Here is a 19,535-nt window from a genome sequence, read left to right as displayed (position 1 = left end):
TTGCCACGGGACCGGCGCAGCGCTACCGTGGAGAGCAACAAGTGATGCAAATGCAGCACTAGATGACGGGAGGCGATCATGGCACGGGGCGACGGCGCAGGGACGACGGCGACAGCCGTCGTCACAGCCGTGCCCAGGCGTCGGCCACGGCCGATCACGAAGGAATCGCCCATCGCTTTTCGGCCCCGGCCGGGTACGCGGGCACTCCTGGAGAAGCGTGCCGGGCAGCGGCCCCTCTCGGTGGTCGTGGAGCTGGCCGTGGACGCGTTCCTGGGGCGCACGGTCAAGGATGTCGACCCATCGCTGCGGGCCGCGTTGGCCGCCGAGCTGTCTGAGATCGCCGACCGGCTCGCGTCGATCGAGCACGACGAGCGCGGTGTCGGTCGCAATCAAAATCAGATTGCCAAGTATTTGCACACGTATCGGGAAGTGCCGGTGAACCTCGCGCAGGAAATGCGTGAGACCAACCGCATTCACGCGGGCGTCCTGGCCGAGCTGGCCGCGATCCGTGCCGCGCTCGATCGGCTGATCGCTGTGCATGTGGCGGTGGCGTGATGGCGACAACGATGATCAGCCCGGCCGGGAGCCTGCCGGCCCTGGACCATTACGTGGGGAACATCTCGGCGAAGGACGTCGACTCGCCTGAGCCGACCGAGCGGGCGGAGTTCGTGAGCACTATCGGTGATTGCACCCCGGAGACGTTCGTCGACCGGGTGCGCGAGAACGCTCGTCGGCAGGGTAAGTCGGGGCTCAAGCACGAGGCGTATCACGTAATCCTCTCGCAGACGCATGAGGAGGCCGACCCTCGGGACGAACGGGCCGGGCACCGCCAGCACGTCATGTCGACGGCGCTGATCAAAAAGAAGTTCCCGGGCCACATGGCGAAGCTGATCACCCAGCGCGACAACGGCAAGTGGATAGAGGTCGACGGCGAGCGGGTTTGGCAGCCTGGCAAATGGCATACCCACTGCATCGTCGCCAATGTTTCCAGCCTCGAAGCGGTGCTGGAGCTGGACGACGGCACCGAGCGCCGGTACAAGGCCGGTCGGGCTATCGATGGCGCCATGAAGGACATCAATGCCATACGCCACGGACCCGGTGGTACGGACGAGCTGATTCGTGAGCATTTCGGCTACGACAACGCCGCGTACGTCGAGGCGTGCCGTAAGGCGAGCGCGGGCCGTGGTGACCGGGCCACGACGCGGGACATGGCCGACCGGCGAGACCACGGCTATTCGAGCCACGACGATGTGCGGGTGCGGCTGCGTGAGGCGCGGGCGCTGGCCACCTCGTGGGACGACTACACGGCTCGGCTCGAAGCCGACGCCGTGTGGACCCGGGTCACCGGTAAGAGCGGTGTCTCCTACGCATGGATCGGCGAGGACGGCGTCGAGCACGCTGCCTCGCCACGGTCGCGCAAGGGTCGCGACGGCCTCGGGGGCGACTTCACGATGGCTTCGGTCAAGGAGCAGGCCGCGCTCAACGCAGAGCGCATCGCTCGGGGCGAGACGCTGGAGGCACCCGAGCGGACGCCGGTGCCTGCGCCAGTGGCGCCGGATGACCGGCCCCGGCCGGTTTACCTGACGCCGGATGGCCGGCCCCCGTGGGAGCGCGAGGTCGACGAGTACGCCGAGCGCGTGCAGAAGTCGGGAGGGACGGTCGAACAGCGGGCCCGGGCGCGCATCGATCTCGCTTTGATCGATGGCTGGATCACCGATCGAGATCACCTCGTCGCTGCCGCGCCGGACCACGGCATTGAGGTCGATGGCCGCTCCGACGAACCGCTAATTGCGCTCGACACCAGCGATGGTCGGATCGTTTTTGAGGCCGGCCACCTGGGTGATGACTACACCGGCGATCGACTGGACCGCCGGATCAAGAGCAGAGGGAAGGACCGTGCCGATGACCATGACGACCGAGGATCGGGAAGCACGGCTGGCCGCGATGAAGGCCAACGACCCGCCGACGTCGAGCGAATTGACGGAGCTGCAGTCGCAGCTCTCAGCGCTGCGAATCTCCGTCGAGCAGCTGAGCGCCGCGCAAAACTCGACGACCGCGGCAGTCAACACATTGATCACAGCGTCGGCGATACCGAAGGACGACGGCTCGATGAACCGGCTGACCGAGCTGGACGCGAGGGTGGTCAGCGTGGCCAGCTCGGTCGAGGAGCTGGTGGGCAAGGTGACCGAGGTCGTGGACAAGCCGATTCCGCAACCCCCCTCCGCGACCGCGCTGTCGAGCGCGAGTCGAAGCGCACTGGTGACGGAGGTGACCGCGAGCGTGGCTGAGTACCTGCTGCCCCGCATCGAGGCCTCGCACCGCAAGGCGGTGTCCGCGATGTCCGCGTCCCCCACCGTTCCGAAGGTCGCTGGGCGGCCAGTCGAGCCGACGCGGGCGGTCACGGCCGATCTGCGGGATGCGGTCGCGGTGCTGGAGAAGGCGCAGGAAACCGCACGAGTGGCTGTGAACTGGGCCTATGCGTATCGGATGGGTGTCCTGATGGTGCCGTACGTGGTCATGCTGACGGTTCTGGCGGTGTTCATCGTCCCGGTGGCCGAGATCGTCGGGGTCGGGCCACTGTCCCGGTGGGCATGGGGCAGCTTCGAGGCCGCGGACTCGTGGGGCACGAGGAGCCTGATCGCGCTGGGCACGCTGGCCGTGGTCGGTGGCCTCTCATACGCGGTGTACCGCGGCGGAAAAGCCTTGGTGGAGAGCTACAAGGCCTACCACCAGCACATGAAATGAGAGGAGGAGAAATGGTGAATCCGATGCTGGGCTCGCCGTTCGACAGCCTGGTGGCCCGGCGTCGCCGCGAGGTGACGGCGCGGGTTGATGAGCTTCGGGATCGGGCGTTGGACCTGGAGCGTCAGGCGGTGGTCGACCGGGTTCGGACGTGGTCGTCAATGGGCACGTACGAGCAAATGCTTCGTGAAACCGGCGCGGACGACCTAGAAAAGAAGGCGATGCGCCTGCGGAGATCAGCCGCAGAGCTGGAAATGACTCTGAGATAAGGAGATTGGAATGAGCGAAAAGACAGATCACGACCTCGACCAGCGGCGCGTGCGGCGACTGGAACAGGCTATCGCCTCGGGAGACCGTGAGGCCATCCGGCGGGCCGGGGGCCAGCGTGGCCCTGAGGTCGCTGAAGCCCGTAAGCGCCTCCAGGTTCGTCGGGTGGCCCGTGAACAGCGGGAGAAGCGGGCAGCGGAGGCCAAGGCCACCGCCGAGCAGAAGGCGCAGTCTGCCGAGCACAAGGGTGGCCAGGGCAAGGAGCAGTCTGCAGCCCGGTCAGCGCAGCAGGGCCAGGGCAATGCGGTGCGGACATCACCGGCCGCGACTCGGGGGCAGACCGCGCAGCGGTCGTCCACCCCGATGCGTGACGCCGCGATTGACCGCCAGAAAGCTCTGGCCGCTCAGCGCCAGCGCGATCGGGCCGACGTGCGCAGCCGGTGAGGCGGCGAAAACAAGAACCCCGGTGGCCATTACGGCTACCGGGGTTCTTTGCGCTGGGCGATGGGCTATGCCGCACCGATGTCGAATGCGCTGAGGTCGTAGAGGTCGACTTTCAGTCCGGCCGGTTCGATCGCGTCCTCGGGGTCGGCGCCGGGCCGGGAACCGCGCAGCAGGCGACCTTCGGACATCTTCTTGGGTAGCAGGTCTGACCCCTCGTAGACCTGAGCCATTTCCGACGATTGGGACTGCCTCCCGGCGTGATCAGTGCCGATCTTGTGGCGCTCGGCCCGCCCAGCGGCCCACGCGGCATCTTCGAGCAGATCCTTCTCTTGTGAGCCGGAAAGAACCAAGATCGCAGGGAAAACCCTGCGCAGCTCCTCCATGATCTCCTTGTTGTAGCGCCGAGCGAATTGGGTTGTGTCTTGCACGGCCGCAAGGACGGAAATACCCATTGAACGGCTCTCAGTGATGACCACGGGGAGCTTCTTCCATGGCAGTGTATTGCACAGCTCGTCACACACGATCAACAAGTGTTGCAACGGAATCGGCAACGTCTGACCATCGCGCCAATGCGCGCTGATCGCGTCCACGACGCCCACCGCGGCGGCTGCGGCGATGCCATCGGCCGGAGCGACCATGAAAAGCGTCGCTCGTGGATCTTCCAGCATCGTGGGAATGAACGGCTTCGCCTCGGGGGGCCCGACGACGGAGCCGCGCCACCAGGGAGCGACGGCCTGCTTCATGGTCGCCTGGATGCTGTCGCGCAGGCGATCGGAAAAGGCCGCGGTATTGGCCAGCTCTTCGGCGAACATCTCGCTGCCCATTTTTCCAGACGCCCCACGGCATTCAACCAGCACGGCGTGGTCGTGTCGTCGGCCTCGGGCGGCTCGATGCGGCCTACCGCTCGTCGCACCCATCGGATGCCGTCGGCACCGGCGGCGCGCAGCAGGCCCGCCAGCGGTGCCACCGAGGAATCCTCGAAGAACGGGTCCTTTTTCGCGTCCGACCCGCCGGCGCTCGACCCTGACGTCCGCAGCAAGATCTCGGTCATGTCGATGGCGCTGTCGTCGTCGACGATGAGCGCGACGGGGTCGGCGACGACCATTTCGACGCCGGACGGCATCGCGGAAGCTGGCACCTTGCCGGAAAGGTCCAGAACAAAGGTCTTGCCCTGTCCGCCCAGCTCGATGCGCTTCTCGATCGCTAGCTCGATCAAATCCGGCTTCGACGAAATTCCGACCGCCGGCCCCTCCCACATCAGCAGGGCCGGGCCCAGAACACGGCGGCTCTTACCCCGGCCCGTAGGGCCCACACAGAGCAAATGTGGTGCCGTGCAGGCGATTTGGCCGTCGATCATGCCGCCGTAAGGTGTGGCCTTCGGCTTGTATCCGCCGGATTCCTTGCGATAAAGGCTCATTCCTCTACTACTCCTTCTTGTTGGAGCCGCCGCCTTTTCGACCACCGGCCCGTGCTGCCTCCCGGCGCCGGACGCGTTCAGCCGCCGCCGCCTCCTCCACGGAGGCGCGGAGCTGCGCATCGTCGTCGATGTGGTCGAGGCCGTGCTGGATCAGCGTGCGCGCCAATACCGCTGCGGGCGTACCCACGTCGAGCGCGGCCTGCTTGAGCTTTTTGTGGTCAAGAGGGCTGATCGTCACGTTGAACCTCAGGGTTGGGCGGTCGTCGGTGTCTGACATGTGGGTCCTCTCATCGTAGCAACTAGTTGTGCAAATGCATATGTAGATGTACCGTGGAAGTAGAGATGGAATTACTTCCCTCGATCCTCGCACACAGGAACGGATGATCCATGATGGCTGGCAAAACCACTGGTAGGGCATCGTTCTGGACCCGCCGCTGGGTGTGGGCCGTAGCTGCCACGGCGGCCGTCTTCGCAGCGGGCTTCGCCCTCGGTGTTGGGTCGCAGGGCGACGGCGGCTCTCGCTGCGCGGCGATCGAGCAGGCGGTCGATCGTGGCTGACCCGCACTACACCCAGCCGCGCTCGGCTTGGGTGCTCAACAGAGCCGGTCGCCGACCGGCTGCTCGTCGGCGCGGCGAGCGCCTGGCCGCCCGTGCTCGCCGCCTGGCCCGCTACGACGCGGGTGCTGGCGACGCCGCAGTCGCGGAAGTGACCACTCGGAGTCGCTTCGGCCGCATCGCCGCCGAGCGCGACGAGCACCGAGGGCGTTGGACGATCGCGGCGACACTCGTCGAGGCTGGCCGACTGATTATCGCCGGTCCGGCAATCGCGTTGTCCTGGGCCATTTACGGGGTCTGGTACCGACAGGTGCGGGTTTGGGGTCCGCTCCGCTGGCGAACGCTGGCGTGGGCCACGGGCGGCGTCGCGGTGGCGATGCTCGTGGTGGCCGGGGTCGCCTGGCTGGGCAGCGGAATCCCCTGGTGGGGCTGGTGGTTACTTGCCCAACCAGTGATCGGCACCGCCCGGGCGAGCTGGCTCGCCTATGCCTACGGCTGGGAGGCGGTACCCACCGCAACCGCAGCGGCGCGACCCACGCCTATCCGGGTGCGCCTCGGCGACGCGCCGCTGCTGCCGACGACCCGGCCCACCGAGCCGGTGACCGCACCGGCTCCCCAGATTCGACAGGTGCGCGTCCGCGTACCGGCACCAATCACCACCGAGAAGAGGGCGCAATGAAAAAGACCGATGACTATGACTATGCGTTGGATCTGATTCGCGACCCCGCCGGCAAGGCGGATCGCCTGAAAAAGGCTACTGAACTCGGGGTCGTGATTTCGCTGGCCATCGACGCGGCGCCGCCGGGCACGGAGGTCGACATTCGGGCGATCATGCGGACCGCACCCGCAGAGTGCGCTCACGATGACCAGGGCTGAGGCCAGAAGGGGCGCACTGCTTGGCCTGGCCATCGCGATTGCGGTGCTCGCGGGCATTGCACTCATCGTCCTCGGCGTGGTCTATGGCGGTTCGTGGCGATGGGCCGGCGGGGCGGCCACGCTCGCGCTCCTCGTGGCGATCGTGGTGCCGGGATTCGTAAAGGACAAGCAGAACAACAGCTTTGAAGGAGAGAAGAGATGACTAATCAGCCAGTCAATGTCCATATCCAGACCGGCGCGGGCGAAATCATCCGCATCGTAGGCACGCTCCTCGCTTTCGGCGGCGTCGGCGTGCTGGCGTGGGTGATCGCGCAGCAAGGCTACGCGGAGAAGGTCGCCACCGTGCTCGCCGCCGCCGTGGCATTCATCGCTATGCGGTTGTGGAACCGCGGCATTCTTGCGATCCCCACGGCCGCCGGGCCCGCGGCGGGCACCGACCAGGACGTCGATTTCCTGCGCCAGGTCGGCCGGTCGGCGACCACTGTATCCGGTGGGTACCTGAACAGAGCAAGTGTGCCGATGCTCTGTGTGATCGGCCTCGCGTACGGCATGGCATTCCTGGCGCTTCGCACGCTTATCACTATGGCGCTCAACGTTTTTCAGAACATGTATATCGCTGGCGGGGCCGCTCTGCTGCTGGGCTCGCTGGTCGTGGCGCCGAGCCTGTTCCCGAACTTCTTGGCTTCGCTCAAGGCCAAGGGCGTCGTCCGGCCAGAGGGCGGCAATATTCCGCCGGCAGCACCGGCACCAACCCCCGCTGCCGTCCCCGTCCCAGTGCCCGCTCAGCGCGTCGTGCGCAAGGTCGCCCGCCGCGTACCCACCGAAGGAGACCCGCGATGAGCGACGAGCGCGACTACGACGAGGTCGGCTTCGACCCGGCGGAGATCGGCGACGTGCCTGATGAGCCGATTGACGGCTCAGGTAGCACGGTGGAGCCATCGACCCCGAAGATCTCGGTGGCGGTAACGGCACCGGTGACTGATGACGAGCCTGCCGAGGATGGCCCCGGGGCAGAGGAGGCCGTCGAGTACGAGTACGTCTATGTCGACGAGCACGGCAACGAGCTCCCCGCGCCGGGCGACGATGTGCCGAGCGCTCCGGTGGTCGGTGATGGTCCGGCGACCACGCCTGTGATGAGCGGCAGAAGCAAGGCTGTTTTGGCAGGCGTCGGCGTCGCGGTGGTCGCGGTCGTCGGGGTCGTGGCAGTGGGGCTCAGCCAGATCGGCGGACAGAATACGCTCGATGATGCGAAAGCCGCTGGTCAGAGCAAGTATGCGCAGGCCAGCGAGAAGGTCGCCGCGAAGAGCGGCGAGGTACGAGGCGAGGTCGCTGAGACCGCAATCGACGCCTGCCGCACGGGAAAACTTGCTGGCCCGGGAGGTCTCGGCGACGCGATGGCGGACGGTACGGAACAGCCGAAGCTGAAGCTCGACGTCGTGGCATCGACCCCGTTGCCCGGCGCATTCATCCAAGCTCGGACCAATGCCGATGGGGTGCAGGGTAATCCGAGCCTGCTCCAGCTGACGAAGACCGGCTGGGGTGTCTACACCACGGTCCCACTGACCAGGGCCGAGAAGAAGAACAGGGTCGATCGGCCTGGCTTCCACAAGGCCGATGTCACCGTCACTGACGACGCGGTCCGCGTGACCGGCGATCGGGCGTGGGCCGGTGGCGACGTCGGCGGCGCGGGCAGCTGCGAGCCCGGCTCCCCGGGCGTATACGCGGCGACGGGCCAGGTACCGGCCGACGCGGCCGGTCTGGTCGATGGGCGGGCGTCCGTCGACGCTATCCAAGGTGTCGCGGGTGAGGCTGACAAGGCCGTGGCCATCATGGGTAACTCGATCGCCCTGGTCAAGCTCGTCGAGAACACCTCAGAGGGAGGTGATGCATCCAGCAGCGTCGTGCCGAGTAAGTAGTGCCTGATCCACGGGGTTGTCCGGTTGCACACCAATTCCGAAGTACACACGAAAGAGGAAATCTCATGTCCAAGAACATCATTCGTACCGCAGCCGTCGCCGTAGCCGGAGCTGGACTGGCTCTGGGCCTGGGTGCGGGCCTGGCCAGCGCCGACACCGCGCCGTCGGTCGCCCCCGACGGGCAGTACTTGTTGATCCGTGTCTCCGTGGCCTCGCCGCTGCCCACCGGTGTCGACGTGGCGACGGTCCGCGACGGCACGGTCATCGTCGGCGGCAAGGCGCTGCCCGGCGTGACGGCCGAGCGGATCGATTGGGACGGCAACGGTCGGATCGACGGCAGCGACCCGATCCTCGCTATGAAGGGCGACTATTCCATCGGAGAGTTGCGCCGCTAGAGCCGGCAGAAGAACAAGACCCCGACACCGTGTGGTGTCGGGGTCTTGTCGTATCACTCAAGCAAACCAGTGATGTCGAGTCTACCTCGATTCAAGTAGTTGTAGACCGTTTGCCTGCTGACGCCGTACTCGGTGGCCAGGGCGGTGATGCCCTCGCCGGCACCGCCAGCGTGCCGCTGTGCGATCTCCTCGACCTGCTCGGGCGTTAATGCCGCGTTTCGGCCCCGATACTTGCCTGCGGCCTTGGCCTTGGCGATGCCCTCGGCCTGTCGCTCGCGGATCATGGCCAACTCGAACTCGGCGAACGCGCCCAGCATGGTCAGCATGAGCCGGTTCATCGGGCTGGTGTCGTCGCTGGTGAAGGTCAAGCCCTGCTTGACGATGCGCACCTCTACACCCTGGCCGGTCAGCTCAGTAATGAGGTCACGCAGGTCGTCGACGTTGCGGCCGAGGCGATCGAGGCTGTGGACGTAGACGGTGTCGCCATCGCGGACGAAGTCGAGCAGCTTCTCCAGTTCCGGCCGCTGGCGGTCGCGGCCGGAAGCCTTGTCGGTGAAGACTCTGTCCAGCTCGACGTCGTCGAGCTGGCGGGCCTCGTTCTGCTCGGCGGTGGACACTCGGACGTAGCCAACACGTTGACCTGTCACGTCACACCAGACTCCTTGGCAGGATTGATGCAATCCCGGCATGGTCGAGCTGACCGTGGGTGAAGAAGTGGTCGGCGACCGCGACGATGCGTGGCCATAGGCGTTCCAGCTCGGCATCCCAACCGGCCGGCGGAGCGGTGGCGTCGACCCCCGCGGTGAGCAGCTTGGCCACGTCTGATGCGGCACCTGCACTGTGGTCGGCCATCGCGCAGTCCATCGCATCGCGCATGTCGTCGACGTCGGCCTCGCGCTCGACCATCCAACGAGCGGTCGCCCACAGGCCTGCATAGGTAATGAACGACTGGTCGAGCGGGTCGCTGGCGTGGGTCACCAGCGGTTGACCGACGACCTCGACACCAGCCGAGAAGTCGTCGAACGGCACCTCGAATCGGATCACGCGACCGCCACGGGCCACTGCGGCGACGGCATGCCCCGCCTCGTGTGTGACCTTGCGGCGGTGGACATCTGCGACGAACGCTGCGCAGTCGATCACGCCGCCCCGGCCTCGCTATCGGCACCGGCACCGGTGTAATCGGTGATCTCGGAGCGCAGAGCGGCCGCGCCTTCGGCGAGTTGCGCGAGCAGCTGGTTCAAGGGAGCGAGCAACTCGCCGAAGGCAGTCAAAGCTGCGCGCTCGGTCTCGATCTCGTCGAGGTCTGTCTGGATTGTCGCTTGCAGCGCGTCCACCCTGGCCGCGAGCTGGGCGTCCCGGCGGTGGATCGCCTCGGTGACGGTCGCGACCAGCTCGATGTCGCCGAGGTCGGTGAAAAGCGTCAAGACCTGGGCGTACGACCACAGGCGCCGACGCCCGTCGACCTCGGCGGGCTCGGGGAATCCACTCTTCTGGATGCGCTTGGTCATTGCTGCCTCAGTGATCCCCACCAGCTCCGCGAGATCGGGGGTCGTGAGGAGCGGCTGGGTCCAGACAGGCTCGGTGTCGAGGATCGGGGTCTTGCGCACGAGTATCTCCGTTTCGATCGTCCGCGTCTGTCGCGGCACTCGGTGTCTGTCAATGCGAGTCTAAGGCATGGATTGACAGATGTCAATAAATAGCGCGTACTCACCCTAAATTGACGCAATATGCGGCACTTGGGAAGTGCCCATTTGGGAGTACCCCAGATGATCGAATGAATGCGCTATGGGCGGACCCGAGGGGCGCGGGATGTCATGATTGAAGACACGCGGATTGAGAAGGAGTGTTCGATGGCCGGTCAACCATGGACTAAGAGCGATATCGAGATCCTGGCCGTCGAGTATTTCACTGTCCTTGAGGCAGAGATCGCGGGCGTTCCGGTCGTCAAGGCCGAAGCATTACGTCGGGCGCAACAGGCACTACCGACTGATCGAACGATTCATACGCTGAAGGATCGGTGCTATCGAATATCGGAGGAACTGTGGAAGCGCGACCTACCGTGGGTCGAAGGCTGGAAGCCTCCTCAACTCGTCGGACAGAGCCCTAACTCGGATAACGTGGCGACAACGATATGGTCGGCAGTCGAGCCAATGGCCCACGGTGTTCGTAAGCGAGCGGGCGACGTCGATGAAGCCGACTCCGATCTGGAGGAAGCCATCGCACGCGGCGACGACCCTCTGTCGACACCTGGCCCCGAGGGCGGACCAGACGCCGAGCAAGTCATCACGGTCAGCCCGGCGGGTGCGGGCTTCGGCGACCCGGAGAGCAACCGACTCGTAGAAGCTGCGGCGGTTGAGAAGGTGACTGACTACCTGGAGGCCCGCGGCTACGTCGTCACGGACGTCGGGAGCAAGAAACTGGGCTGGGACTTGACGTGCGTGGGCGACGCCGGCGACATCCACCGCGTCGAGGTCAAGGGCGTCTCGGGCGCCACGCCGACGGTGCTGCTGACCGCGAACGAGTACCGCTCCGCCCAGGAGGACGAAGGTTGGGAACTCGCGGTGGTGACGACGGCGCTCGATTCGCCGTGCCTCACCTTCTACACCGCGGCAGACGCTACAGCCGCCGCCGCGCCGATGGTCTACCGACTAACGCTGCCGGGCGTACAGGAACGGTAGGACGTCGCCAGTGCCCTTTTCGTGCGTCGGCTCGGGCCGGGCTCGCGAACATCTTGCCCTTGGTGGACTTCAGGCCGTCGATACATTCGGCCGACGATCGGCGTACGAACAGCCGTTTTGTCAGAGGCCGCGGCTAGTGTTCGACGCAGGTCCACTTGGGGCTACGCGATGCCGAGGAGGCAATGACATGAGCAACGACAACAGACGTCATGTGGTCCCGAGCGACAAAGGCGGTTGGGACGTAAAGAAGCCGGGCGCGAGCCGGGCGAGGGCTCACACCGACACTCAGGCCGAAGCTATCGGACGGGCTAAGGAGATCGTGACCAACGCGGGCGGCGGCGAGGTTCGCATACACGGCCGCGACGGGAAGATTCGAGATTCTGACACCGTGGCACCCGGTAACGACCCGTTTCCGCCGCGGGACAAGAAGTAAGCCACTCTGGTGCAGCATCTGTACTACGACCTGAAGCACCAGGAAAAAGGGGCGACGGCGGTGGTTACGCTCGACAAGCAGGCCAACGTTCAGTTGATGACTGCCTCGGACTACCGCTCGTACAAGTCTGGGCGGCGGTACAACTACATTGGCGGCCTCGCCAAACGGTCGCCTGCACGTCTGGGCATCCCTCGAAGCGGGCACTGGTATGTGGTCATCGACCTCGGCGGTCACGCAGGGAAGGTGCGGGCCGGTGTTCAGGTGGAACCTCCGCCACGAGGGAACTTACCCACGCTGCGACAGCAGCCGAACCCGGCGCGGGACGTCGAGGTCCGTGAACCGATCGAACCCGTCGGCGAGGCGTTGGGGGGCCAGACCTGGGACGTCTTCCTGTCGCATGCGACTGAGGACAAGGAATCGGTGGCGGTCCCGCTGCGCGATGCGCTGACCAGGCGCGGAGTCAGGGTGTGGCTGGACAAGACGGAGATCAAGATCGGTGACAGCCTGCGTCGCGAGATCGACGAGGGGATCAGGTCGAGTCGCTTCGGCGTGGTAGTCCTTTCACCGTCGTTCTTCGCCAAAGGCTGGACCAATCACGAGCTGGACGGGCTTGTCACCCGCACTGTCGCAGGCGAGCAGACCATGCTGCCGATCTGGCACGAGGTGACCGCCGAGGATGTCCGCGGGTACAGCCCGTCACTGGCCGACAAGCTGGCGCTCAACACCGCTGATGTCGACATCGACGAGATCGCCGAGCAGATCGCGGCCGCGATAGCGCCACCGGACTAGTCTCGCGACCCCGAACCCGAGGGTTTCAGCTATCGGTCCGCACGTGCGATGGAATGATGAGTGAGCCGACTGGCAGAGGCGTCAGCGGGTGCAGGCGAAGGAGTTCCAGGCGTGGCAAGGCTGAATCTGAAAGCAGTCGAGGAGCGAGTCACTCCGCTCGCACGGCGCGAGACATATGACCGCGAGTTCATCTTCGATCTACTTCTGGCCTACGGGAAGCCGAAGGGGAACGTCACTCGGCTGCGCAACGGGTCGCTCAACGTCGCAGCCGACAAGGACCGCGACGTCGCGCAGAAGAATGTCGTCTACTTCCGCGAGACGGACCGCGAGCCGTTGGCTGACGTCGAGGAGCTGCGGACATCACCGGACGTGGTTCGGTACAACCCCCGGTTCGTAATCGCCACCGACTACGACGAGCTGGTCGCGGTCGACATGAAGACCGGCGAGAACAAGGTCTTCCCGATCCGCGACATCGACAAGCACTTCACGTTCTTCCTTCCCTGGGCCGGGATGGAGAAGGCGCAGTACACCTCAGAGGCTCACGCCGACGTCAAGGCTGCCGAGCGGATGGGCAAGCTGTTCGACGAGCTGTTGCGGGCGAACCCGGACCTCATCGACGAGCAGCATGGCCGTCATGCGCTGAACGTGTTCTTCACGCGGCTGCTGTTCTGCTTCTTTGCTGAGGACACCGGGATCTTCGATGACGGTCAGTTCACGAGCGCGGTGGGGTCGCATACCCAGGCCGATGGGTCGGACGTGCAGGAGTTCCTGACCGACCTGTTCGACGCCCTGGATACCGAGAAGCCCGAGGACAAGGCGAGCTACTTGTCAGCGTTCCCGTATGTCAACGGTCGCCTGTTCGAGGTCACCAAGCAACATGTGGTGCCGGCGTTCACCAAGTCCGCCCGTGGGCTGCTTCTCGATCTGGGAGTTTTGGACTGGAGTGAGATCAACCCCGACATCTTCGGGTCGATGTTTCAAGCGATCGTGACCCCCGGGAAGCGGTCGGACCTCGGGCAGCACTACACGTCGGTGCCGAACATCCTGAAGACGATCGAGCCGCTGTTTCTCGACGAGCTCAAGGAGGAGTTCGACGCGGGCTTCAGCAGCGTCGGCAAGCTGGAGAAGCTGCTGGAGAGGATCGGCGCGATCAAAGTCTTCGACCCCGCCTGTGGGTCGGGGAACTTCTTGGTCATCGCCTACAAGGAACTGCGACGCCTGGAGCACGCGATCCTCGAGCGACTTGCAGACCTGAGCCCCAAACACCAAGTGCTGTACGCGGTGTCGAAGATCGACATTGAGAGCTTCTACGGCATTGAGATCGACGACTTCGCCGTCGAGGTGGCGATCTTGTCGCTGTGGATCGCCAAGCACCAGATGAACCGCGAGTTCCGCGAGAAGTTTGGCGTCGAGATACCGCTGATCCCGCTGAAGGAGACCGGTCGAGTGCTGGCCGGAAACGCAAACCGCGAAGACTGGAAAAAAGTGTGCCCCAACAATGGGCGATCAGAAATCTATCTGATTGGCAATCCTCCATATAAGGGGGCGAAAGGGCAGACTAAGACCATGAAAGATGACTTTCCTTTCGTGTTCGGACCTGACGGATACTCGAAGAATCTTGATTACATCGCGTTGTGGTTCACGAAGGGTGCCGAGTATATAAAAGGTACAAACGCAGAGTTATCTTTCATTACAACCAATTCTGTTTCTCAGGGCGAGCACGTTGGTCTGATGTTTCCGCGAATATTTGATATGGGCCTGGAAATTGGATATGCCTATACTTCATTTAAGTGGCAGAATAGCGCTAGGGGTAGTGCTGGCGTAAGCGTGGCAGTTATCAATTTAAGGAATATCAGAACTGGGCCCAAGTATATTTTCTCTGAGGGGATGCGCCTCGGTGCTGAAAATATAAACGGATACCTAGCTGACGGATCTAATATATTCATTACCAGGCGGCCTAACCCACTTAGCGCATACCTACCAGACATGGTATTCGGTTCCATGCCTCGTGCTCGATCCCTCGTTTTGTCTCCTGAAGATCGCAATCGCTTTGCTGATCGAAATCCATGTTCGCTCGAATTCATAAAGTCTTATATTGGAACGAAAGAACATGTCGATGGCCTTGAAAGATACTGTTTGTGGATTGGGGATGACGAGGCTGACGCGGCGTGGAGCATTCCAGAAATCGCGGAACGACTGAGGATGGTAAAGACGGAACGAAGCGGCAGTAAGGCGGAGAGTACCGCCGCATTCGCAGCGAAGCCTCACCGGTTCGTTCAGATTAGTTACAAGGCGACTGACGCTGTAATTGTCCCAAAGGTGTCGTCGGAGCGGCGTGAATACATTCCGTCTGGATACGTAGGTCCTGACACCGTGATCTCGGATCTGGCGTTTGCGGTTTACGGCGCCGAACCGTGGGTTTTTGCGTTACTAACGTCGCGAATGCACATGGTTTGGGCTCGGTCAGTTGGCGGTCAACATGAGTCTCGCCTGCGTTACGCAAATACGATCGTGTACAACAACTTTGCGGCGCCGGCGTTATCGGGGACTATTAGGGAAGAGCTGACTGTGGCTGCGCTACGAGTTTTAGATGTGCGCGAATACCACTGCGAGAGAACCCTGGCCGAGCTTTACGATCCGGACAAGATGCCTGACGATCTGCGTGCGGCACATGGTGAGGTTGACGCATTGGTGGATTCGATCTACTCCAAGCGCGGCTACGAGACCGATGAGGAGCGGTTGTCAGACCTGTTCGCTATGTATGAGGAGATGACCGCTGCGGAGCAGGCGGCGAAGCCGGTGAAGAGGGGCAAGAAGTGAGCAGCACGGTGAACGTCGTCGACGTGACGTACGCGCAGACTGGTGCATCGGTGAATACTGACGCGTTGGGTATGCGGGAGATGCAGCAGCGTGTGTTCGCCAAGCGGGACGCCCAGCACCTGTTGATCAAGGCCCCGCCCGCATCGGGTAAGTCTCGGGCGCTGATGTTCGTAGGTCTGGACAAGTTGTTCAACCAGGGCCGCAAGAAAGTGATAGTCGCTGTCCCGGAGCGTTCGATCGGTGCGTCGTTCTCGACAACGAAGTTGACCTCGCATGGCTTCTTCGCTGATTGGGAGGTTAAGCCGGAGCGGAATCTGTGCACGCCAGGGTCGTCGGCGGGCAAGGTCGACGCGTTTGTCGACTTCCTGGGCAGTACCGATCCGATTCTGGTGTGCACACACGCGACCTTGCGGTTCGCGTTCGAGCGGTTGGCGCCGGATGAGTTCAACGGGACCGTGCTGGCCATCGACGAGTTCCATCACGTCTCAGCCGATACCGAGAACTCCCGTCTGGGAGCACTGCTGAAGGAGGTGATGGTCGGCTCGGACGTCCATATTGTGGCGATGACCGGATCGTACTTCCGTGGCGACTCGGTGCCCGTGCTCTCGTCGGAGGACGAGGCGCAGTTCACCCCGGTGACGTTCAACTACTACGACCAGCTCAACGGCTACCAGTACCTGAAGTCGCTGGGGATCGGGCACCACTTTTATCAGGGACGGTACACCGAGGCGATCGGCGAAGTGCTGGACCTGGACAAGAAGACGATCGTGCACATACCGAACGTAAACTCAGGCGAGTCGACCAAGGAAAAGATCGAAGAGGTCGGGTTCATCATCGACACCATCGGCGACGTGATCGACACCGAGCCCGACACCGGAATCATACGTATCCGGCGCAAAGACACGGGCGAGGTGCTGCGAGTGGCTGATCTGGTCGACGACACCGATCAGAAGAAGCGTGCCGACACGCTGCATTATCTGTCTACCGTCGCTGCCAAGGAGCGCGACGGGGTGGACATCATCATCGCGCTGGGTATGGCGAAGGAGGGTTTCGACTGGCCGTTCGCCGAGCACGCTCTGACCGTCGGGTATCGAGCGTCGCTGACCGAGATCATCCAGATCATCGGCCGGGTCACCCGCGACAGCCATGGTAAGACCCACGCGCAGTTCACGAACCTGCTGGCCGAACCCGACGCTGAGCGGGGCGAGGTGACGGTGTCGGTGAACAACATGCTCAAGGCCATCACAGCGTCGCTGCTGATGGAGCAGGTACTGGCACCGAACTTCAACTTCAAGGCCAAACGCGGTAACGATGACGCGCCTGAGCCGGGGACGATCAAGATCAAGGGCTTCAAGGAGCCGTCGAGCGAGCGGGTCAAGCAGATCGTCGAGACCGACCTAAATGACCTGAAGGCCAACATCTTGCAGGACGAGACGTTCGCCAAGGCTGCGGCCGGCAGCGTTGACCCTGAGACCACGAACAAGGTTCTGATCCCGAAGATCATCCGGGATCGCTACCCGGATCTGACCGATGAGCAGGTCGAGGAGGTCCGCCAGCAGGTCGTGGTGGACTCGGTGATCAAGAACGGCGAGGTTCGCGAGGTCGGTGACAAGCGGTTCATCAAGATGGCCGACACGTTCGTGAACATCGATGACGTCAGCATCAACCTGATCGACACGGTCAACCCGTTCCAGCGAGCGTTCGAGGTGATGTCGAAGTCGGTGACTCCGTCGGTGCTGAAGATCATTTCCGACGCGATCACTAGTACACGGGTCGAGATCAGCGAGGACGAAGCACTCGCGTTGTTCCCCAAGATTCAGAACTGGGTCAAGGTCAACGGGCGGCATCCTGAGGTGCGTTCAGACGACCCCGCAGAGAAGCGCTATGCAGAGGCTCTGCTGTTCCTACGGCGGCTCAAGCAGCAGCGCGAAGCCCAAAAGCGAGCGTCCGAAATGGGGAGCGCTCAATGACCTCTGCAGACGACACGACCGCAGGAAGCGATCGCATCGTGGAGCACGACGCGTTCCAGAAGCTTCTCGACTCCGACGTCGACGGCCTGCTGGACATGCCCGAGAAGCCGAAGAAGGTCACCTCCAGCGATCGGTTGGAGCGGGCGTTTCTGGAGATCGTAGAGTTCCGCCGCACTCACGGTCGGCTCCCGAGCCCGACGACGAGGGAGATCTCCGAGCGCAAGCTCGGCGCTCGACTGGACGGCATCCTGGCCGACGACAACAAGATCCAGGCGCTCACACACCTCGACGAGTTCGGCCTTCTCGACGTCCCCGAGGCACCTGGTTCGATCGACGAGTTGTTGGAGCATGACCCTCTCGATCTTCTGGGCGATGACACTGGCATCCTGGATGTTTCGAGTCTTCCGGTCCGTAAGCAGCGCTTCGAGACTGAGGAGGTGGCGCGTCGTCGACCCGCCGAGGACTTCGCCGAGTTCGCTCCGATGTTCGAGCAGAAGCATGCAGAGTTGCGCGAAGGCGCGAGCCAGTTGTTGCCATATCCGGGACTTACACACATCGTCCCGGGGGCGTTCTTCGTGCTCAATGGTGTGATGCTTTTTGTCGCTGAGGTCGGGGAGACTGAGTACAAGAAATCGACGGTTCGCGAGAACAAGCGCGAGCGCCTTCGCTGCGTCTTTGAGAACGGCACCGAGTCACGGATGTACAGGCAATCCTTGGGGATCAGGCTGGCAGATGAGGACGGTCAGATCGTCGTGGCGCGGGAGCAGCCAGAGATCCTCACCGACGACGAGGTCAGCGGCTATATCTACGTCTTGCGTTCTCGCAGCACCGATCCGCAGATTTCTGGCATCGCTGATCTGCACAAGATCGGCTTCTCACGTGGACCGGTCGAGGCCAGAATCAAGAACGCAGACAAGTCGCCCACCTACTTGATGGCGCCGGTCGAGGTGGTCGCGACATACCGGATATACAACGCTCGTGCCTCGGCACTGGAGAATCTCCTCCATCGCGTCTTCGCCGACGTGCGGTTGGATCTGACGCAGGTCGACAAGACGGGCCGGGACTACGACCCGTCCGAATGGTTCGTCGTGCCACGCAACGTGATCGATCAGGCGATCGAGTTGATCATCTCGGGTGAGATCGTCCACTACACCTACGACGCCGACATGCGTCGGCTCGTCGATCGGCAGGACACCTAAACCCTGGTGGCGTCAGAAGGGTCCCCGCGGTGAACAGGGAAGCGGATCTGTCCTGACGGAGTTTGAACCTGCGTCGCGGTAGCAGGCACAGAACTGTCTGATGCATATGGCACATTGACCTAGTGCCCAACGATCTCGCGGCGGCGGTCGCCGTTCTCTCCGATTTCCTCACCGACCACAGCCTCACCTCTCAGCTCGCGCAGGTCGAGGCTGACCTGGTTGACGCGACTGCGCTCGACGCAAGCGCGGTTGGTGCACGATACGGCCTATCTGCGGAACTGTTGGCTTCAGCGTTGGCGGTGCGCTCGACGGTCGGTCGACTGAATGACGTTATCCACGCAACGACAATTTCGCTGGTTCTACCCAAGATTCTCGAACCTGGTGAACGTGTTGTGAACCGTCCATCGCTCGGCGCGGGGAACGACAAGAGTAGGCCGTTCGACCTTGAGACGGACCGGCGAATCGCTGAGTTCAAGGTTGCTCAATGGAAAGGTGCTGACACGATGCGTAAGCGTGGCGTGTTCGCCGACCTCGTGCACCTTGCTCTTGACGAGTCCGACCGTCGAGGGCAGCTCTACGTCGTCGGTGACCTTCCGGCGCGCTTTCTGCGCACCTCGGCGGCGAAGGCCTCGTGGGCGCTGGGACGCTCGTCACCGCACACTCGGGCACGGTTCGGCGAGCGCTTCGACCCGCACAGTGAGCTGTCAGTCGCAGAGTTCACCTCTGGGCCCGCTGCGCACATCGAACTGGTCGACCTACGCACGCTGGTGCCGGAACTCGGATAGTGATTCAGAACGCTGCAGTACACGATAGGCCCCCGATACCGTAGTGGGCCGATCGGAGGACAGTTTCCCGGAGTACGTCGAGAGACTGGTATCTCAGTCGTCCGGCAGCCTGGACGAGAGTTGGCCAACATCGTTCTGCCGAGCGCAAACTGGGACGTGAGCGCGGTCCCGCACTTGGTCTACCTCGGGGCTGCGCTCAGGAGGTGGCGGCTTCGCGAAGCGAGGTCGGGAACGGCAGAAGCCCGCACC

The 19,535-nt window shown here is 63.4% G+C and carries 24 protein-coding genes; 18 read left to right on the top strand and 6 right to left on the bottom strand.

Translation table 11 applies throughout. The features are described from left to right. Nucleotides 1-258: 258 nt before the first annotated feature. Genes GD1_RS06670 through GD1_RS06650 form a run of 5 tightly spaced genes read left to right on the top strand, consistent with a single transcriptional unit; the run spans nt 259 to nt 3,453 of the window. Complete coding sequence (locus GD1_RS06670) at nt 259-555, top strand: hypothetical protein (protein WP_157079391.1); 297 nt, start codon at nt 259-261, stop codon at nt 553-555. Continuing rightward, on the top strand, nt 555-2,288 hold the full coding sequence (locus GD1_RS06665) for a hypothetical protein (protein ID WP_059036443.1): 1,734 nt from the start codon (nt 555-557) through the stop codon (nt 2,286-2,288). The genes GD1_RS06670 and GD1_RS06665 overlap by 1 nt, the downstream gene beginning before the upstream one ends. Continuing rightward, a complete protein-coding gene (locus tag GD1_RS24970; RefSeq protein WP_162128812.1) occupies nt 2,269-2,745 on the top strand; it encodes a hypothetical protein in 477 nt (158 codons plus the stop codon). The genes GD1_RS06665 and GD1_RS24970 overlap by 20 nt, the downstream gene beginning before the upstream one ends. 11 nt (nt 2,746-2,756) lie before the next feature. Next, entirely contained in the window at nt 2,757-3,011 is a 255-nt protein-coding gene (locus tag GD1_RS06655; RefSeq protein WP_059036441.1) for a hypothetical protein, read from the top strand. A 10-nt stretch (nt 3,012-3,021) separates the two neighbouring features. Continuing rightward, complete coding sequence (locus GD1_RS06650; protein ID WP_059036440.1) at nt 3,022-3,453, top strand: hypothetical protein; 432 nt, start codon at nt 3,022-3,024, stop codon at nt 3,451-3,453. Between the two features lie 65 nt (nt 3,454-3,518). Here the strand turns inward: GD1_RS06650 and GD1_RS06645 are convergent, their stop codons facing one another. The 3 genes from GD1_RS06645 to GD1_RS06635 are packed head-to-tail and all read right to left on the bottom strand — an operon-like array spanning nt 3,519 to nt 5,147. Then, the gene (locus GD1_RS06645) at nt 3,519-4,265 is read right to left on the bottom strand and encodes a TraM recognition domain-containing protein (RefSeq protein WP_162128814.1); all 747 of its coding nucleotides are present in this window, start codon (nt 4,263-4,265) and stop codon (nt 3,519-3,521) included. Continuing rightward, nucleotides 4,193-4,870, bottom strand: coding sequence for a type IV secretory system conjugative DNA transfer family protein (locus tag GD1_RS24965; protein WP_059036438.1), 678 nt, complete (start codon nt 4,868-4,870; stop codon nt 4,193-4,195). Before GD1_RS24965 ends, GD1_RS06645 begins: the two co-directional genes overlap by 73 nt. Nucleotides 4,871-4,877: 7 nt before the next feature. After that, nucleotides 4,878-5,147: a hypothetical protein gene (locus GD1_RS06635; protein ID WP_059036437.1), complete on the bottom strand. Its 270-nt coding sequence runs from the start codon at nt 5,145-5,147 to the stop codon at nt 4,878-4,880. Nucleotides 5,148-5,420: 273 nt separating this feature from the next. Here GD1_RS06635 and GD1_RS06630 point away from each other — a divergent pair, with 273 nt between their 5' ends. The 6 genes from GD1_RS06630 to GD1_RS06605 all read left to right on the top strand — a co-directional run bounded on the left by GD1_RS06630 (nt 5,421) and on the right by GD1_RS06605 (nt 8,612). After that, on the top strand, nt 5,421-6,104 hold the full coding sequence (locus GD1_RS06630) for a hypothetical protein (protein ID WP_059036436.1): 684 nt from the start codon (nt 5,421-5,423) through the stop codon (nt 6,102-6,104). Then, a complete protein-coding gene (locus tag GD1_RS06625) occupies nt 6,101-6,301 on the top strand; it encodes a hypothetical protein (RefSeq protein WP_059036435.1) in 201 nt (66 codons plus the stop codon). Before GD1_RS06630 ends, GD1_RS06625 begins: the two co-directional genes overlap by 4 nt. Continuing rightward, the gene (locus tag GD1_RS06620) at nt 6,288-6,503 is read left to right on the top strand and encodes a hypothetical protein (RefSeq protein ID WP_059036434.1); all 216 of its coding nucleotides are present in this window, start codon (nt 6,288-6,290) and stop codon (nt 6,501-6,503) included. The genes GD1_RS06625 and GD1_RS06620 overlap by 14 nt, the downstream gene beginning before the upstream one ends. Beyond that, on the top strand, nt 6,500-7,141 hold the full coding sequence (locus tag GD1_RS06615; protein WP_059036433.1) for a hypothetical protein: 642 nt from the start codon (nt 6,500-6,502) through the stop codon (nt 7,139-7,141). Before GD1_RS06620 ends, GD1_RS06615 begins: the two co-directional genes overlap by 4 nt. Beyond that, nucleotides 7,138-8,217, top strand: a complete 1,080-nt coding sequence (locus tag GD1_RS06610) for a hypothetical protein (protein WP_059036432.1) — start codon at nt 7,138-7,140, stop codon at nt 8,215-8,217. The genes GD1_RS06615 and GD1_RS06610 overlap by 4 nt, the downstream gene beginning before the upstream one ends. A 65-nt stretch (nt 8,218-8,282) precedes the next feature. Continuing rightward, nucleotides 8,283-8,612 carry a hypothetical protein gene (locus tag GD1_RS06605; RefSeq protein ID WP_059036431.1) on the top strand — a complete coding sequence of 110 codons (330 nt, stop codon included), beginning with the start codon at nt 8,283-8,285 and terminating at the stop codon, nt 8,610-8,612. A 53-nt stretch (nt 8,613-8,665) separates the two neighbouring features. Here GD1_RS06605 and GD1_RS06600 read toward each other — a convergent pair whose 3' ends face one another. From GD1_RS06600 to GD1_RS06590, 3 genes are read right to left on the bottom strand one after another with little or no spacing between them, the layout of a single operon-like run. Next, nucleotides 8,666-9,301, bottom strand: a complete 636-nt coding sequence (locus GD1_RS06600; protein ID WP_202927029.1) for a recombinase family protein — start codon at nt 9,299-9,301, stop codon at nt 8,666-8,668. Next, nucleotides 9,261-9,752 carry a hypothetical protein gene (locus GD1_RS06595; protein ID WP_059036429.1) on the bottom strand — a complete coding sequence of 164 codons (492 nt, stop codon included), beginning with the start codon at nt 9,750-9,752 and terminating at the stop codon, nt 9,261-9,263. The genes GD1_RS06600 and GD1_RS06595 overlap by 41 nt, the downstream gene beginning before the upstream one ends. Next, on the bottom strand, nt 9,749-10,219 hold the full coding sequence (locus GD1_RS06590; RefSeq protein WP_157079390.1) for a helix-turn-helix transcriptional regulator: 471 nt from the start codon (nt 10,217-10,219) through the stop codon (nt 9,749-9,751). Before GD1_RS06590 ends, GD1_RS06595 begins: the two co-directional genes overlap by 4 nt. A 207-nt stretch (nt 10,220-10,426) precedes the next feature. On the opposite strand from GD1_RS06590, the gene GD1_RS06585 reads away from it, so the two are divergent. The 7 genes from GD1_RS06585 (at nt 10,427) to GD1_RS06555 (ending at nt 19,286) form a co-directional block, all read left to right on the top strand. After that, the gene (locus tag GD1_RS06585; protein ID WP_162128816.1) at nt 10,427-11,290 is read left to right on the top strand and encodes a protein NO VEIN domain-containing protein; all 864 of its coding nucleotides are present in this window, start codon (nt 10,427-10,429) and stop codon (nt 11,288-11,290) included. A 187-nt stretch (nt 11,291-11,477) separates the two neighbouring features. Beyond that, nucleotides 11,478-11,723, top strand: a complete 246-nt coding sequence (locus tag GD1_RS06580; protein WP_059036426.1) for a DUF2188 domain-containing protein — start codon at nt 11,478-11,480, stop codon at nt 11,721-11,723. Nucleotides 11,724-11,732: 9 nt separating this feature from the next. Next, nucleotides 11,733-12,512, top strand: a complete 780-nt coding sequence (locus GD1_RS06575) for a DUF1883 domain-containing protein (RefSeq protein ID WP_059036425.1) — start codon at nt 11,733-11,735, stop codon at nt 12,510-12,512. A gap of 111 nt (nt 12,513-12,623) precedes the next feature. Beyond that, complete coding sequence (locus GD1_RS06570; RefSeq protein ID WP_059036424.1) at nt 12,624-15,332, top strand: DNA methyltransferase; 2,709 nt, start codon at nt 12,624-12,626, stop codon at nt 15,330-15,332. After that, the gene (locus tag GD1_RS06565) at nt 15,329-17,302 is read left to right on the top strand and encodes a DEAD/DEAH box helicase (protein WP_059036423.1); all 1,974 of its coding nucleotides are present in this window, start codon (nt 15,329-15,331) and stop codon (nt 17,300-17,302) included. The genes GD1_RS06570 and GD1_RS06565 overlap by 4 nt, the downstream gene beginning before the upstream one ends. Further along, nucleotides 17,299-18,501 (top strand): GIY-YIG nuclease family protein, encoded by a 1,203-nt coding sequence (locus GD1_RS06560; protein ID WP_059036422.1) that lies wholly within the window; start codon nt 17,299-17,301, stop codon nt 18,499-18,501. The genes GD1_RS06565 and GD1_RS06560 overlap by 4 nt, the downstream gene beginning before the upstream one ends. Nucleotides 18,502-18,623: 122 nt before the next feature. Next, nucleotides 18,624-19,286, top strand: coding sequence for a hypothetical protein (locus GD1_RS06555; RefSeq protein WP_202927030.1), 663 nt, complete (start codon nt 18,624-18,626; stop codon nt 19,284-19,286). Nucleotides 19,287-19,535: the final 249 nt, after the last annotated feature.

Origin of the sequence: Gordonia desulfuricans NBRC 100010, assembly GCF_001485495.1 — a bacterium.
Classification (GTDB): domain Bacteria; phylum Actinomycetota; class Actinomycetes; order Mycobacteriales; family Mycobacteriaceae; genus Gordonia; species Gordonia desulfuricans.
The sequence above is the reverse complement of the archived record's forward strand: the minus strand, read 5'-3'. Positions and strand labels throughout refer to the sequence as shown.